At 69.7% G+C, this 15,021-nt stretch carries 18 protein-coding genes and 1 pseudogene; 12 read left to right on the top strand and 7 right to left on the bottom strand.

Annotation, left to right across the window (positions count from 1 at the left end):
• Positions 1-63: 63 nt before the first annotated feature.
• The 7 genes from ABT297_RS28390 to ABT297_RS28360 all read left to right on the top strand — a co-directional run bounded on the left by ABT297_RS28390 (position 64) and on the right by ABT297_RS28360 (position 7,123).
• Positions 64-825: an SDR family NAD(P)-dependent oxidoreductase gene (locus tag ABT297_RS28390; protein ID WP_350555065.1), complete on the top strand. Its 762-nt coding sequence runs from the start codon at positions 64-66 to the stop codon at positions 823-825.
• A gap of 28 nt (positions 826-853) precedes the next feature.
• Positions 854-1,864 (top strand): ornithine cyclodeaminase family protein, encoded by a 1,011-nt coding sequence (locus ABT297_RS28385; RefSeq protein ID WP_350555063.1) that lies wholly within the window; start codon positions 854-856, stop codon positions 1,862-1,864.
• A gap of 201 nt (positions 1,865-2,065) precedes the next feature.
• Positions 2,066-3,019, top strand: a complete 954-nt coding sequence (locus ABT297_RS28380; protein ID WP_350555061.1) for an ABC transporter substrate-binding protein — start codon at positions 2,066-2,068, stop codon at positions 3,017-3,019.
• Complete coding sequence (locus tag ABT297_RS28375; RefSeq protein WP_350555059.1) at positions 3,020-3,880, top strand: ABC transporter permease; 861 nt, start codon at positions 3,020-3,022, stop codon at positions 3,878-3,880.
• Positions 3,881-3,963: 83 nt separating this feature from the next.
• On the top strand, positions 3,964-4,704 hold the full coding sequence (locus tag ABT297_RS28370; protein WP_350555057.1) for an ABC transporter ATP-binding protein: 741 nt from the start codon (positions 3,964-3,966) through the stop codon (positions 4,702-4,704).
• Entirely contained in the window at positions 4,701-5,513 is an 813-nt protein-coding gene (locus tag ABT297_RS28365; RefSeq protein ID WP_350555055.1) for an ABC transporter permease, read from the top strand. Before ABT297_RS28370 ends, ABT297_RS28365 begins: the two co-directional genes overlap by 4 nt.
• 80 nt (positions 5,514-5,593) lie before the next feature.
• Entirely contained in the window at positions 5,594-7,123 is a 1,530-nt protein-coding gene (locus ABT297_RS28360; RefSeq protein WP_350555053.1) for an amidohydrolase family protein, read from the top strand.
• 43 nt (positions 7,124-7,166) lie between these two features.
• On the opposite strand, the gene ABT297_RS28355 is transcribed toward ABT297_RS28360, so the two are convergent.
• The 3 genes from ABT297_RS28355 to ABT297_RS28345 form a co-directional block, all read right to left on the bottom strand.
• Positions 7,167-7,850, bottom strand: coding sequence for a GntR family transcriptional regulator (locus tag ABT297_RS28355; RefSeq protein WP_350555051.1), 684 nt, complete (start codon positions 7,848-7,850; stop codon positions 7,167-7,169).
• A gap of 98 nt (positions 7,851-7,948) precedes the next feature.
• Positions 7,949-8,773 (bottom strand): cytochrome c biogenesis CcdA family protein, encoded by an 825-nt coding sequence (locus ABT297_RS28350; protein ID WP_350555049.1) that lies wholly within the window; start codon positions 8,771-8,773, stop codon positions 7,949-7,951.
• Positions 8,774-8,775: 2 nt separating this feature from the next.
• Positions 8,776-9,489 (bottom strand): DsbA family protein, encoded by a 714-nt coding sequence (locus tag ABT297_RS28345; protein ID WP_350555047.1) that lies wholly within the window; start codon positions 9,487-9,489, stop codon positions 8,776-8,778.
• Between the two features lie 134 nt (positions 9,490-9,623).
• On the opposite strand from ABT297_RS28345, the gene ABT297_RS28340 reads away from it, so the two are divergent.
• Both ABT297_RS28340 and ABT297_RS28335 read left to right on the top strand, forming a co-directional pair.
• Entirely contained in the window at positions 9,624-9,923 is a 300-nt protein-coding gene (locus tag ABT297_RS28340; RefSeq protein WP_350555045.1) for a class I SAM-dependent methyltransferase, read from the top strand.
• Positions 9,812-10,276 (top strand): class I SAM-dependent methyltransferase, encoded by a 465-nt coding sequence (locus tag ABT297_RS28335; RefSeq protein ID WP_350555043.1) that lies wholly within the window; start codon positions 9,812-9,814, stop codon positions 10,274-10,276. The genes ABT297_RS28340 and ABT297_RS28335 overlap by 112 nt, the downstream gene beginning before the upstream one ends.
• Before the next feature lie 22 nt (positions 10,277-10,298).
• Here the strand turns inward: ABT297_RS28335 and ABT297_RS28330 are convergent, their stop codons facing one another.
• The 4 genes from ABT297_RS28330 to ABT297_RS28315 all read right to left on the bottom strand — a co-directional run bounded on the left by ABT297_RS28330 (position 10,299) and on the right by ABT297_RS28315 (position 13,066).
• Positions 10,299-10,685, bottom strand: a complete 387-nt coding sequence (locus ABT297_RS28330) for a VOC family protein (protein ID WP_350555041.1) — start codon at positions 10,683-10,685, stop codon at positions 10,299-10,301.
• Between the two features lie 93 nt (positions 10,686-10,778).
• A complete protein-coding gene (locus tag ABT297_RS28325; protein WP_350555039.1) occupies positions 10,779-11,252 on the bottom strand; it encodes a hypothetical protein in 474 nt (157 codons plus the stop codon).
• A gap of 123 nt (positions 11,253-11,375) precedes the next feature.
• Positions 11,376-11,774: a GntR family transcriptional regulator gene (locus ABT297_RS28320; RefSeq protein ID WP_350555037.1), complete on the bottom strand. Its 399-nt coding sequence runs from the start codon at positions 11,772-11,774 to the stop codon at positions 11,376-11,378.
• Between the two features lie 107 nt (positions 11,775-11,881).
• Positions 11,882-13,066: a hypothetical protein gene (locus ABT297_RS28315; RefSeq protein ID WP_350555035.1), complete on the bottom strand. Its 1,185-nt coding sequence runs from the start codon at positions 13,064-13,066 to the stop codon at positions 11,882-11,884.
• A 141-nt stretch (positions 13,067-13,207) separates the two neighbouring features.
• On the opposite strand from ABT297_RS28315, the gene ABT297_RS28310 reads away from it, so the two are divergent.
• The 3 genes and pseudogenes from ABT297_RS28310 to ABT297_RS28300 form a co-directional block, all read left to right on the top strand.
• The gene (locus ABT297_RS28310) at positions 13,208-13,789 is read left to right on the top strand and encodes a hypothetical protein (protein ID WP_350555033.1); all 582 of its coding nucleotides are present in this window, start codon (positions 13,208-13,210) and stop codon (positions 13,787-13,789) included.
• A 9-nt stretch (positions 13,790-13,798) separates the two neighbouring features.
• Positions 13,799-14,560 (top strand): DeoR/GlpR family DNA-binding transcription regulator, encoded by a 762-nt coding sequence (locus tag ABT297_RS28305; RefSeq protein WP_350555031.1) that lies wholly within the window; start codon positions 13,799-13,801, stop codon positions 14,558-14,560.
• Positions 14,557-14,940: pseudogene (locus tag ABT297_RS28300) on the top strand (PfkB family carbohydrate kinase); the annotation flags it as partial. The gene ABT297_RS28305 and the pseudogene ABT297_RS28300, both read left to right, overlap by 4 nt.
• Positions 14,941-15,021 lie beyond the last annotated feature (81 nt).

Raw genomic sequence — 15,021 nt, 5'->3', positions numbered from 1 at the left:
GGAGGGGCCGCTCATCGTGGGGCTCAGCATTGGCTCATGCGGCCGGAGCGAAGCGGAGGCAGCGTGAGCGGCGAACCGCGGCTGAAGGGCCGGCGGGCCCTCGTGACGGGGGCGAACGGCGGCCTTGGTTCGGCGATCTCGCGAGCGCTGGCCGCAGCCGGCGCATCGGTGGCCCTCCACGCGCGTGTGCGGGAGAGCGCGCGGGAGCTTCACGAGGCGATCCTCGCGGCGGGCGGCGTCGCGGAGATCGTCACCGGCGACGTGCGCACTGCGGAGGGGGCCGGGTCGATCGTGGCGCAGGCGGTCGAGGCGCTGGGCGGGCTGGACATCCTCGTCAACAACGCCGGCATCATGAGCACGGTCCCGTTCCTCGATCTCGGCGAGGACGAGTGGCGCGAGGTGATCGACACCAACCTCACCGGCTATTTCCTGGTGGGACAAGCGGCCGCACGCGAGATGACGGCCGCCGGTCGGGGCGCGATCATCAACGTGTCCTCCACCCGCCAGGTGCAGTGCTGGCCGGGCAGCCTCGCCTACGCCTCCTCCAAGGGGGGTATCGCGATGCTCACCAGGTCGATGGCGCTCGAACTCGCGCCGCTCGGCATCCGGGTCAACAGCATCGCGCCGGGCACCTTCGTCACCGGCCTCAACCGCTCGTACCTGCTCGACCCGGAGTTCATGCAGCGCCGCATCGCGACGATCCCGGTGGGCCGCTACGGCGAGGTCGAGGAGGTGGCCGGGGCCGTCGTGTTCCTGGCGTCGGATGAGGCGGCGTTCGTCGTCGGCACCTCGATCGGGATCGACGGAGGGCAGACACTGTGGTGACCAACTCGGCGGGCGGGAGGGGCAGCCCGTGCTGATTCTTGGTGCAAGCGATGTCGCGGCCGTGTTCGGGATGGCGGAGGCGTTCGCCGCCGTCCGCGAGGCGGCGATCGCACACTTCCGGGGTGAGACCGTGGTTCCGCCTCGTGGCGCCATGGGGCTGGAACGGTCGGACTGCGAGCTGCTGGTCATGCCCGGTGTGGTCGGTGGCGAGGTCTTCGGCCTCAAGCTCTGGTACGCCTTTGCCGAGCCGCGTGAGCCGCTGCCCCGATCCTCGGCCGTCATCCTTCTGCTTGACCCGGTCTCGCGGGTTGAGGTCGTGCTGGACGGCGGCGTGATCACCGATCTGCGTACCGGGGCGATGACGGGTCTCGCCGCGGCTGAGCTGGCGCCCGAGGGGACCCGGATGATCGCCGTGATCGGCGCGGGCATCCAGGCCCGGACGCAGATCCTCGCGCTGGTGCACGCGCTCGACAGCGTGACCGAGGTCCGGGTCTGCGCCCGTCGGCACGGCCCGCTCGCCGAGTTCGTCGAAGCCATGCGGGCCGAACTCGCGACGGCGTACCCGCAGCGCATGATCTCGGTTGTCGCGGCCGCGGATCCCGCGGCGGCCTGCCAGGGCGCCGGCGTGGTCGTCGCCGCCACCACCTCCGCGACACCCGTCATCGATGACGGCTGGCTCGATCCCGACGTGCTCGTCTGCGGCGTGGGCAGCCACTCCCCGGATACCGCGGAGCTCGACCCGGCAACCGTGGCCCGTGCCGGCCTCGTGGTCGTCGACACCTACGGCGGCGGCCTCGACGGCGCCGGGGACATCTCCCGGGTCGTCGCTGCGGGACTCCTGGACCGAGCCGAGGTGTTGGATCTCGGCGCGCTCCTGGCGGATTCGGCCGACCGTTCGCGGCCTCGCGGCGGGGTCCGCGTCTTCAAGAGCGTCGGGTTCAGTGCCGCCGACGTGGTCTCCGCCCGGCTGGTGGCACGCCGCGCCATCGAACTGGGGCTCGGGACAGCGATAGAGATCCACCTGCAGCGTGATCGTTGACAGCCGCCCAGGTGAGGCGCAAACTCTGATTCAGTTTTTGAAATACACTTCCGCAGAATGAAAGCGGTCCCTAGAAACACGACGCCTTCCCTGCCGGACGGCGTGCACTCCGAATCGCATTCGAAGGGAAGTTTCGCTATGGGAGGTCAGCCTGAACGGCGTCAGCGCCGGTTCGGTAGGAGGGCCATCATCGCGTCGGCCTTGGCCGCGGCCACCACGTTCGCCTTGGCGGGGTGTGGCGGCGGGGAGGCCGGCGGGGAAAGCGGAGACGCGGAGACAGGCCGGATCCGCGTCGTCACCTCGGTTTCCAAGTCGTTCCCGTTTGTCGTCGTCCAGGCGGGCAAGCGGCTGGGCACGTGGGAGGGCACCGGGCTCGACGTCCAGGTCATCGAGGGTACGACCCCGACCATCGGCCAGATCATGGCCGGCGGCCAAGCGGACATCGCGCTCGCCGGCGCGACGACCGAGGTGGCCAACGCCTACTCCGGGCTGCCGGTGACCGTCGTCGCCAGCAACCTGAACTACTGGGACCAGCGGGTCATCGTTCGCGCCGGCGGGGCCACCTCGGTCGAGGCACTGAAGGGCGGCAACTTCGGCATCACGGGCGCCGGCTCGCCCGGGCACTACTCGATCGAGAAGATGGCCGAGCGCCTCGGTTGGTCGAAGAACGACTACAAGCTCACGAGCCTCGGAAACATCCAGGCGCTGCAAGCCGCGCTCGCCTCCGGCTCAATCGACGCCTTCACGTGGAGCAGCGACAAGGCATTCACGCTGGAGCAGTCGGGCGAGGGTCGCATCCTCGCCCCCGCGAGCGAATACGTGGGCGACAACGTGCTTCAGTCGTTCGCCGTGATGGACAGCTTCCTGAAGGCCAAGCCGAAGCTCGTACAGAAGTTCTTCGAGTCATACTTCGCGACGGTCCAGAAGATCCAGGCGCAGCCGCAGCTCTTCATCGACGTCATGGTGCAGGACTGGAAGCTGGACCCGGCCGTCGCCGACCGTCTCGCCAAGGAGACCCTGCCGAAGCTGTCGATCGACGGAGTGATCTCCCAGGCCGAGCTGAAGGGCCTCGCCGACTCCGTCACCTTCAGCATCAACGACCCGAAGGTGAAGGTCGACTCGGTCAAGTACACATACTGGAAAGACCTCAAGTAGATGAAGCACGACGCAGCGCCGGTCGCTGCCGGCCGGGCGACCCTCGCCGATCGCGAGCGGGTCGCCCCGGCCGGACCCGGCGACACTCGACGGCTCGGCAAGCCCGAGCGTGAACGCAAGCAGGCGCTTCTGTGGCGGATCGGGTTTCTGGTCGCCGCGGTCCTGCTGTGGGAGTTTCTCGCCCGGCTCGGCGTCATCGACCCGCGGTTCGCCTCGCAGCCCACCGCGATCGCCGCCTCGGCCCGTGAGATCTTCACCGACCCCGCAGTCCTCGGTGCGATCGGTGAGACGCTGGTCGCCGTGATCGCGGCGTTCGCGATCGGCACGGCCATCGGCATGCTCGTGGGCGTGGTGCTCGGGTTCAATCGCCTGCTCCGCGACGCCTACTTCCCGATCGTGACAGTGTTGCTCGGTATCCCCAAGTCGGTGTTCCTGCCGATCGTCGTGCTCTTCTTCGGCCTCGGCACCGGGGCCGGCGTCGCCTTCGCCTCACTGCTGGCCTTCGTGCACGTCGCGGTCAACGTCGTCGCGGGCATCGACATGGTGGAGAAGAAGTACTACGACGTTGCGCGGGCGTACCAGGCAAACGCCTGGCACCGCTTCACACAGGTGATCGTGCCCGGCGCGGCCCCGGGCATCTTCGCCGGCCTGTGGCACGGAATCCGCAACGGCTTCGTCGGCGTCGTGATCGCGCAGATGTTCGTCTCCGCCGCGGGTATCGGCTACTACGTCCGCGTCTACAGCAACAACTTCCAGACCGATGAAGCCATGGCGCTCGTACTGGCCGCGGCGATCCTGGTCATCGCGAGCGGGGCGGGGTGGGGCGTGCTGGAAGCCCGGCTCACCCGCTGGCGGAGCTGATGGACATGCCGGGCATGACCCTCCCGAGAAACAGCGTTCCCGAAAGGGCCCATCCGACCATGAGTCAACTTGTCCTCGACCGCGTGTCGGTCACGTATGCGCCGAAGCCGGACGAGACCTTACTGGCATGCTCAGACATCAGCCTGACGATCGAGCCGGGCGAGTTCGTCACGATCATCGGTCCGAGCGGGTGTGGGAAGTCGACGCTCCTGCACTGCATGGGCGGGATGCTGCCTCCCTCGGAGGGCAGCGTCACGTTCGCGGGAAAGCAGGTCCTCAAGCCCAATCCACGCGATGCCGCGTTCGTGTTTCAGGACTACAGCCTGTTCCCCTGGAAGAGCGTGCTGGAGAACGCGGGCATGGGCCTCAAATTCGCCGGCGGCTCGAGGCAGGCGATCACACAGCAGGCCCGGCGCCAGCTCGACTTCGTCGGCCTCTCCCAGTTCGCCGAACGGTACCCACGGGAGCTGTCGGGCGGTATGCAGCAGCGCGTCGCGATCGCCCGCGCCCTCGCCCTCGAGCCCAAGGTGCTGCTCATGGACGAGCCCTTCGGTGCGCTCGACGAGCAGTCCCGCCGATCGCTGGGCTCGGAGATGGCCCGCATTCTCGCCGACGCGGGACAGACGGTCGTCCTGATCACCCACAGCCTCGACGAGGCCGTGTTCTGGGCTGACCGCATCATCGTGATGAGCCCACGGCCGGGGACGATCGCGGAAGAGATCCGCCTCGAGACACCCCGCCCGCGCGATCTGGACTTCATGACGACCAAGGAATTCCAGGACATTCGAGTCCACCTCTTCGAGCAGATCCAGCTTCACCGATGACGGCGCAGGTCACCCGCGCGGACGCGGACATGAAGAAGCGGAAAAGCCCGTCGCGCGGCAGCACCACCCACCGGCTGCGGGTGTGGGGGCTGAGGCTCGCCCTCGTCACGGTCATCGTGGCGCTGTGGCTGTTCGCCAATCGCCCTGGCGGCATCTCGCCACTGATTCTGCCCGAACTCGGCAAGGTCGCACAGTCGTTCGTCGACCTTGTCATCACACCCGACACCTGGCGGCAGGCCGGCATCACCGTCTTCGAGATGGTTGTCGCGTTCTCCATCGCGGCAGTCGTGGGCCTCGGTACGGGATTCGCGCTCTCCAGGAACCGGATCAGCTCCCGGACGGCCGAGCCGCTGTTCGCATGGGGCTATCTGTTCCCCTTCGTGCTGCTCTACCCGCTCTTCCTGCTCTGGGTGGGGGTAGGCATACAGTCGAAAATCGCCTACGCGGCAACTGGCGCCTTCTTCCCGATCGCGTACAACACCATCCGCGGCCTGCGCAGCATCGACGAGCGTTACCTGAAAGTCGGCAAGGCATTCGGTGCCAGCGCGTTCCAGATGGACATCGACGTAAAGCTCGGAGCGGCGCGGCCGATGATCCTGTCCGGGCTACGGATCGGCTCGTCGATCGTCACGATCTCCGTCGTGCTCGCCGAACTTCTCGGATCGAACGCGGGGCTCGGGCACGAGATCGAGCAGGCGTCGAGCCGGTTCCAAATCGCGAACTCGTACGCAGTCGTGGTGCTGCTCATCGTCATCGCCGCAGTCCTGCAGGCAGGCCTCGAGCGTCTCCTGAAGCCCAGGCACAAATGACCGCGGGCTCCAGCTCTGCGGACGCTCGTCCGAGCGTAAGGCGGCACCACGACAGCACGACGACAACAAAGAAGGACGCCATGAACGACACAGCACCGCGTCGGCAGTTGCTCATCACCGACGGAATGGTCCTGCAGAGCGCCGACCCGGCCGCGGTGCCGAAGCGGCTCGACGTGCTCATCGACGACGGGGTCATCAGCGCCATCGGCACGGACCTCAGGCAGCGGCTCGTCGCGGCGGACACCGAGGTGCTCGACGGCACCGACAAGCTCATCATCCCCGGGATGATCAACTCGCACTACCACTCCCACGACACCCTCGCGAAGGGCACGCTCGAGGAGGAGCCGCTCGAGTTCTGGCGCCTGCTCGCACTCCCGCCGCAGTACCCCAAGCGCAGCCGCGAGGAGATCAAGGTACGCACCCTGATCGGCGCCTACGAGTGTCTCCGCTCGGGGATGACGACCGTCCAGGACATGGTCACCCTGTTCCCGTTCGACCCCGACCACCTCGACGCGGTCGTGGAGGCGTACGAGGAGATCGGCATCCGGGCGTGTATCGGCCTGCAGTATGCGGACATCAAAGGGATCTCGACCATTCCCTTCTGGGAGGAGGTGTTCCCGAAGGAACTGCACGGAGGTCTGTCGACGGCGGCCGAGCCCGACAAGAAGACGGATCAGCTCGCCTACCTCGAAGAGCGCTACCTCAACGCGCCCGCGCGCGATCGCGTCAACTGGGCGCTCGGCCCATCGGCTCCTGAACGCTGCACGCCGGAGCTGATCCAGCGGACGATCGCGCTCGCCGAGAAGTACGACCTGCCGATTTTCACTCACATCTACGAGTCGAAGGGGATGGCGCTCCAGGCCCGCCGGGAGTACCCGCAGTACGGTGGCTCACTGATCAAGCGACTCCACGCCGAGGGGATGCTCGGTCCTCGGCTCAACCTCGCCCACAGCGTGTGGTTGCTGAACGAGGAGATCGAGCTGCTCGCGGAGACCGGAACCAACGTCGTGATGAACCTGCTGAGCAACCTCAAGCTGAAGAGCGGCATCCCGCCGATCCGGGAGATCGAGCGCGCCGGCCTCAGTTTCGGGCTCGGCTGTGACAACTCCTCGTGCAGCGACGCACAGAACATCTTCCAAGCGATGAAGCTCTTCGCGCTGATGGCCGCGGTGAGTGACGCCGAGCCCGGGCCGGACCAGTCGACGTTCGCCTTCCGCGCCGCGACCGAGGGCGGTGCGCACGCCCTCCTGCGCGACGACGACCTCGGCAGCATCGACGTCGGATATCGAGGTGATGTCGTGCTGATGGACCTCACCGACCCCAGCTACATCCCGTTTAACAATGTCGTGCGGCAGCTCGTCTACGTCGAATCCGGGCGTGCGGTCTCCTCGGTCGTCGTCGACGGGCGGGTCGTCATCAAGAACGGCGCCCTGCAGACGATGGACGCGGCCGAACTGCGTGCCCGGGTGGACGCGGTGCTGCCCGGTTTCATGGCGGACTTCGAGACAGTCAAAGCCCGGACCGAGAAGCTGCGCCCCTACCTGCTCGAGGCACACCGCCGCATCTGGGGCGAGGACGTTGGCATGAACCGCATCTTTACGGGGGTCTAACCTCGGCCCTTCGTGCGCCAAGCAGACTCGGAGGTTGGACCGGCTACCGGCGTTCGTCCGCCGGCGCCGCCGAACGGAAGCTGCGGGGGGCGGCGCCGATCTGCGTGGCGTAGTTGTCGACCAGATGGTTTCGCAGGACGTCGGCGAACCCGGCATCATCACCCGTGCGGAGGCGCTCGACGAGCGTCTCGTGCTCGGTGATGATGTCGGCGCATCGTGCGACAAGCCGGTCGCCGAAGCTGAACAGCAGGAACCGCTGTCGGTCGGCCAGCCGATCGTACAGTTCGAGCAGCACGTCGTTGCCCGCCGCTTCCACGAAGGTGCGGTGGAAGCCGATCGTCAGCTCGATGAAACGCCGGAGGTCATTGGCTTCGCACGCCTCGCGCTGGGCCGCGATCGAGTGCCGTAGCCGCTCGGCGAGTCCGTCCCGCGCGTCGGCACTCGCCCGGCTCGCCGCGGTGGACTCCAGGATCAGGCGGGCGTCGGCGAGGTCGGCCACCGCCCGCTCGCTGAGGCCTCGCACGAGAGCGCCGCGCTTCGGGTAGATGACGATCCAGCCCTCGTCCTGCAGCCGGGCGAGCGCGGTCCGTACGGGCGTGCGGCTCACACCGATCGCTGTCGCGAGGGCCTCCTCGCCCAGCATGGTCCCGCTCGGGTGGACGCCGTTGAGGATGCCGTCGTGGATCGCCTGGTACGCCCGCTCGGCCGCACTTGCACTGCTTGCCAACGACTCTCCCATCCACGGTGACACGACGGCCCGTCACGCGACGCACCTACGACAAGTATCCATCTGGTACGCCGGTGCCGGAGGACGGCCCCGTACTGTCACCGGTGGGGCGCAGTGGCCGCGTGACGCTTCCGCCGGACGCGGGAGAGCAGCCATGCGGCGACGGCGCCGCTGGTCACGATCGCGGCGACGAGAAGGTCGGGTACACCATCGGTGGCCTGCCGCACCCGGTTCTCGAGTGAGGCCTGCTCGGAAGCGCCGAGAATTCCTCCCAGTGACGTGGTGCCGTCGGTGGCCAGCAGCAGGATGCCGATCGCCACGGTGAGCGCGCCGCCGATGATGCCGGTCCAGGTGTGGCGCCATCGGCACAGGCGGATCTCGCGGGGGCGCACGAGCCGTCGTACGAATGGCAGGCGTCCCCAGAGCAGGGCCAGGACCAGCAGGGGAAGGGTCATACCGGCGGCGAAGACGAGTAACACGATGCCGCCGTAGAGGGCGTTGCCGCCGACGGCGGCAACGGTCAGCACCGCGCCGAGCAATGGGCCGGCGCAGACACCGGCGAGGCCGTAGATCGTGCCGAGGGCGTAGACGGATGCTGACGAGGTTCCCTCCATCCCGCTGCTGGAGAGGCCCGGAATCGGGATGTTGGCCAGCATGATCAGCCCGAGCGCGATCACCACGGTCGCCGCGACGGTGACGACCGTGCCGCGGTGCTGGTTGACGAACGCTCCCGCCGTCCCGGCGAGCACGCCAAGGGGCACCAGGGTGGTGATCAGCCCCAGGTAGAAGACGCCGGTGCGGCTGATCAGCAGGGCCGGGCTCGCGAAGGCGTAGGAGAAGAAGGCCGGAAGCAGCATCACCGAGCAGGGGCTGAGCAGGGTCAGCATGCCCCCGAGCAACGCGCTGAGCAGTCCCAGCTCCACGCCTACCCCGCCTTCGCGATCGCGGCGTCCAGGAACTCGCGGAAGACCGAGATCGGCTGTGCGCCGGCCAGCGCGCGGTCCCCGGCGACGAAGAAGGGAACGCTGGTGACGCCCAACTGCGCGGCCTTGGTGTTGCTGGCTTGCGCCGCGGCGCGCAGGCCGGTGTCGTCCAGGTCCGCGGTGAACCGCGAGATGTCGGGAACACCGGCCTGCCGCGCGAAGTCGATCAATCGCTCGCGCGGCAGATCGGCGTGTTTCCCGTCGGGTGCCTCCTCGTACACCGCGCTGAGGTACGCGAAGAACTTGCCCTGGTTGCCCGCGGCCCGCGCGGCGACGGCGGCGTTCTCGGACTGTTCCCCGAAGTACGCGACGTCATGAACCTCGATGCGAACCTTGCCCGTGTCCACGTACTCCCGCAGCAGTACGGGCAGCGTGTCGCGGCTGAACACCGCGCAGTACGGGCATCGCATGTCGGTCCACTCGACCAGGACCACCGGTGCGTCCACGTCGCCGAGCGCCATCGGGTCGCTCTGATCGCGCCGTACGAGCGTGAACTCGCGGGTATCGCTCGCGGCGCCGCTCGCACCGGGCGACGGTGTGGCGACAGGGCCCCTCCCGGACGTGAGCTGAGCGGTCAGGACCACGCCGAGGAAGGCGACGAGCGTGGCGGCCACGACTGCGATGCGCCGGTACCGGCGGCGTCTCGTTCTTTTCACGGCCGCTAGGATACATGATGTATACAACAGCCTTCGCCTTGCCGGTGGCGCCGGGCTTGCGCGGTGAGCGAAATCGATGGCCGCCGCGGCCGGGCGATGTCTGAATGGGTCGAGGTGACACGTGGGGAGGCCCGATGGGACGGCGCGCGGTGTACGACGAGATCGCGGACTGGTACGAACACGAGTTTCTGGCCCAGCAGGCCGACGGTGATCCGCTCGGCATCAGGCAGGCGCTTGCCGCACTGCTGGGCCGCGGCCGTGGTGCCTGTCTGGAGATCGGCTGCGGCACCGGGGTGTACGCCGCCCAGGTCCGCCGGCGGGGGTGGTCTCCGCTGGGCGTCGACGTGTCCAGCGGCACGCCCGCGGCCGGCTGCCGGTGGCCCGCGCGGACGCCGGTCGCCTGCCTGTCGGCGACGGCACGCTGGGCGCCGTGATCGCCGTGATGGCGCACACGGACATGCCGGACTACCCCGCCGTGCTACGGGAGGTTGCCCGGGTTCTCCACGAAGGTGGGATTTTCGTCCACATCGGCGTGCATCCGTGTTTCTGCGGAGGTTTCGCCGACCGGACCGAACCGGACGCGGTCGTGATCCGCCCGGGCTACCTCCACAGCGACTGGACCACCGAATCCTGGACCGACAAAGGCGTCCGGGCCAAGGTGGGCGCTACCCACTGGCCGCTGCCCGACTTGCTGCACGGGTTTCTGGCGGCCGGCCTGACGCTCGAACGGTTCGCCGAAGGCGGCACGCCGACGCCGACCACGTTCGCGGTTCGCGCCCGGAAATGATCTCGTGTCATCAAGCCATGTGCTACGGCGCGATGCTGCGCAGAACGCAGAACTCGTTGCCTTCCGGGTCGGCCAGCACCACCCAGCCCTGCTCGCCCTGACCGATGTCGACCCGCCTGGCGCCGAGACCGATCAGCCGCTCGACCTCGTCGGCCTGGCTCACGTCGATCGGCATGACGTCAAGGTGCAGCCGGTTCTTCGTGACCTTGTCCTCCGGGACCCTGATGAACATGACGGTCGAGGGCATCGGCTCCCGGCGTACCGCTTCCACGGTCGGCTCCCACGAGGCGATCTCGACCAGGTCGTCCTTGTCCTCGATGACCCGGTAGTCCAGGACGGCCGCCCAGAACCCGGCCAGCCGATGCGGGTCCCGGCAGTCAATCGTCACTTGCAGCAGCCTGCTCGTCATCGGACCTTTCCTGACAATCGGCGTCTGTGCGTCGTGCGCGATCGACTCTAGTCACACGGTCCCACGCGCAGCGACTGCATTCGGACCTACAGGTCACCCACGTCGGCCCGTCACGTCGAACGTGCCGAACTTCCCGGCGTCCGCCTTGCCGCGCATGCTGTCGCCCTCAACGGTGACCGTGAACGCGACCGTCACCTTCGTCCTCAGCAGCACGTTCAGCGTCTTCACGACTTTCCACCCGGCATCGTCGCCGGAGATCGTCCCGTCGATGATCTCCAGGCTGTCCGTTCGGTAGTCGAGCGACCCGGTCAGCCGGTCGCCGTCGCGGTGCAGCGCGAGCACGGTCTTCTGCTCGCCGATCGGCGTATCGATCGACAACGTCCAGGTTCCCTCGACGGCCACCAGGCGACCCCCACCCTCCAGCACGTCCGGCACCTGCCCGCCGGTCGGGACCGGCAAACCGGTGACCCCGCACATCATCCGCCGGCTGCCGCTGCTCGCCGTGCCGGTCGGACTGGTCGCATGCCTCGTCTTCCGGGTGAGCCCGGTCGGCGCGCTGCGCGGCACCGGGCAGCTGCTGTGGGCACTGCCCGGCACCCGCATCGAGGTTGAGCAGGGCCGAACGGCGGTGCTGGTACACGTCGGCGCCGGATCGCCGCCCGGGCCAAGGGGCCGGGCGGCCGTCCGGCGTCAGCCGGCGATGGTGTGCTGGTCGGCGCGCAGGACGGTCAGGCCGCCGCCGGCGTGGTTGATCTCCAGGAGCGCGACGCCCGGCGGGATGCGCAGGCGCCTGGCCTCCAGCCGGGTCGGCATCCGGGCCGTGAGCCGCTCCCCGGCGGCGAGGGTGACCGGCGTGCGGCCCTGTTGTGGCCGGACCCTGGCCGGGGCGCCGCGGCGGGTCTCGATGAACCCTTCGCGGGCCAGTTGCCGTAAGGCGCGACGGACGGTCGTGTGGCCTACGTGGTGGCGGTTGCCGAGGGCCGGTTCGGGCGGCAGGAGGCTGCCGGGCGCGTACTGTCCGGACGTGATCAGGTCACGGAGGGTGTCGGCGAGCCGGGCGTAGAGGGGCTGGTTACCGGTTTCGGACATCGGGTGGTGACCTCCGCGGGCAGGGCCTTGTCGCATGAAGCAGCGGCGCGGCACCGAGATCCGTAACCCTGGGCCACACCCGGCAGCGCCCAGCGACGTCCGGAGGCTCAGCGAGAACCCGGATCGGGCGGCGTGGCGGCGGTGGCCAGGGCGCGGCATGCCTCTCGGTCGTGCGGCAGCCCAGCGTCGCGGAAGACGAGCCCGACGCTGCCGTTGCGCGGATCCCACAGGTTGTCGTTGGCGACGAGGGCGTGCAGGTAGCGGCGCTGGGCGGGGGACAGCGCACCGCCGGTGCCCGGGGCCGAACCCGGGGCGAAGATGGCGCGCAGCAGCGGTCCCCAGTCCGAGCGGGCCGTGTGCGGGCCGGCGTGCGGCGCGATGGCGAGCGCGGCCGGTAGCAGCCGTTCGGGGCGGTCCACCCGGTCGACGGCCGCGGCGACCAGGGCGAAGCGGATGTGGCCGCGCAGCTGCGGCGGGCGTTGGGCGAACCAGCGTTCGGTGGCCTTCGGGTCGTGCAGCGCGGTGAGCAGCTCCGCCGTCGCGGCCGGGTCGTCCGCCAGCGCGGGCGCCAGGGCCGCGCACGCCCGCACGCCCGGGTGCGGGTCGTCGAGGTAGGCCCGCGGTGCGAGCCCGAGCTCGCCGATGGCCAGCACCAACGCGGCGCGCTCGTCCGGTCCGGCGGCGCCGGCGACGGTGTGCAGGCGGGCACCGATCGGCCCCGGGTCCGCGTCCGGGCCGAGGGCCGTCGCGCAGGCGGCGACGGTGTGCGCGGCGGTCGCCCGGACCGTGGCGTCGGGGTCGCCCAGCAGCGGTACGGCGGCGGCGAGCAGCGCGGGGAGGACGTCCCGGCAGCCGAGGAGCGCGCGGGCGTACAGGGCGTTCGCGAGCTCCTCGTCCGCCCAGATCTCCTCGTCGTCCGCCTCGCCGGCCGCGAGCGCGGCGTCGACGTCCCGCCCGGGCGGGTGGGCCATGGCCGCGAGTTCGGCGGCGTCGAAGCCGGGCTGGGCGGACTCGGCCACCGCGGCGAGGAAGGACAGCAGGTTCGCCCGCAGCCCGGCGTCGAGCGGTGTGGCCGGGCGGGGATCGGCGAGCAGCGCGGCGACCGCCGCCGCGACCGGCGGTGTCACCGTCCACGGCGTGCCCTGGTGTATCACCGCGGACCACAGGTGCCCAAGCGCGGCGTCCCGCGCCTGCGGGTCGTCGCCGGCGAGCGCGGCCAGGTGGCCCGGGGTGTCGTGGGCGCGGCCGTACGCGTGGAACAGCGAGCCGAAGCGTGCGTGATCGTTCACCACGAACGCAACCTACAAAGACACGCCCGCAACCTACAAAAACACGCATGCAATCCACGAAACCGGGGCGGTGCTACCAACGATGTACGCGAACCGTCGGCAGTGCCGAGGCGGCGGGCCCGCGGCTCGGCGATGCTCGGATGCATGTTGATCGGTTGGATCGTCGGATGCGAGATCGCGTTCTGGGTGCTGCTCGCCGCCGGGCTGCTCGCCCGATACCCGCTGCGCAGGCCCAGGGCCGGCGCCGTGCTGCTCGCCGTGACACCCGTGGTGGACCTCGTCCTGCTCGTCGTCGCCGGCGCCGACCTGAGCAACGGGGGAGTGGCGGGCCGCGCGCACGCCCTCGCCGCGGTGTACCTGGGCTTCTCCGTCGCCTTCGGCCCCTCGCTGGTGCGGTGGGCCGACGTGCGGTTCGCGCAGCGGTTCGCCGGCGGGCCGCCGCCGCGGGTCGTGCCCAAGCGCGGGCCCGAACGGGTCAGGCACGAGTGGCGCGAATGGGGCAAGGCGGTCCTCGCCGCCGCGATCGCCGTCGCGCTGCTGCAGGGCGGGCGGCTGTGGATCGACGACCCGCGGCGCACCGAGGCGCTGCAGGGCATGACCGGGCTGATCGGGCTCGTGGTCGGGGTGTGGCTGGTGGGCTGGCCGGTGTGGGTTTCTGTGGTTGAACTCTTGACTCCCCACACAATCGGGCGTAAACAAAGCAGAAGCAAAATGAAACGGCGGTGAAACCACATCATGTACGCCGAGGAGCGGCAGCAGGCCATCCTGAGGATCGCCCGGGACCAGGGGCGGGTCGAGGTGGCCGGGCTGGCCGACGAGCTCAACGTCACGTCGGAGACGATCCGCCGCGACCTCACCACGCTGGAGCGGGCCGGGGTCCTGCGACGGGTGCACGGCGGGGCCATCCCGGTGGAGCGCATCGGGTTCGAGCCCGCGCTCGCCGCGCGCGACGCCGTGCTCGTGGAGGAAAAGGAGCGCATCGCCAAGCTTGCGCTCGCCGAGGTGCCCGAGGACGGCGCCATCATCCTCGACGCCGGCACCACCACGATCAGGCTGGCGCACCTGCTGCCCGCCGACCGGGAGCTGACCGTCGTGGTCAACTCCCCGGTGATCGCCACGGTGCTCGGCACCCGCACCAACCTCAACGTGCTGCTGCTGGGCGGCCGGGTGCGCGGCAAGACCCTCGCCACCGTCGACGACTGGTCGCTGCGACCCCTCGCGGACCTCTACGTCGACGTGGCGTTCCTCGGTGCCAACGGCATCTCGGTCGAGCGCGGGCTGACCACGCCCGACCCGGCCGAGGCCGCGGTCAAGCGGGCGATGATCCGCGCGGCCCGGCGCACGGTGCTGCTGGCCGACCACACCAAGCTCGGCAACGACTACCTGGCCCGCTTCGGCGAGCTGGCGGACCTGGACCTGTTCATCACGGACTCCCGCGCCGACACCGACCTGGTCGGCGACATCGAGAGCGCCGGCGTACGGGTGGTCCGGGCATGATCGTCACCGTCACGCTGAACCCCAGCCTGGACCGGGCGATGGACATCGGCCGGCTGGAACGCGGCGAGGTCATCCGGGCCAGGCAGGCCCACCTCGACCCGGGCGGCAAGGGCGTCAACGTGTCCCGGGCGCTGCTGGCCAACGGCGTGCCGTCCGTTGCGGTGCTGCCCTGCGGCGGCGACGAGGGCGGCCAGCTGGTGCGCCTGCTCGAGGCCGAGGGCGTCGAGGTCCTCGCGGTGCCGATCTCCGGCCGGACCCGCTCCAACATCACCCTGGCCGAGCCGGACGGCACCGTCACCAAGGTGAACGAGCCCGGGCCGGCGCTGGTCCGGGCCGAGTTCGACGAGATCGCCGACCGCGTGCTGGCCCGGGCCGGCAGCGTGTCAGCTGGCTGGCGTCCCAGCTGAGTCGAGCGGGTATTGCGCTTGGTCGGGATTGAGCAGCGACGCAGGGACGTCGGG

Origin of the sequence: Dactylosporangium sp. NPDC000555 (assembly GCF_040300025.1) — a bacterium.
In the GTDB taxonomy this organism is placed as follows: Bacteria; Actinomycetota; Actinomycetes; order Mycobacteriales; family Micromonosporaceae; genus Dactylosporangium.
The sequence above is the reverse complement of the archived record's forward strand: the minus strand, read 5'-3'. Positions and strand labels throughout refer to the sequence as shown.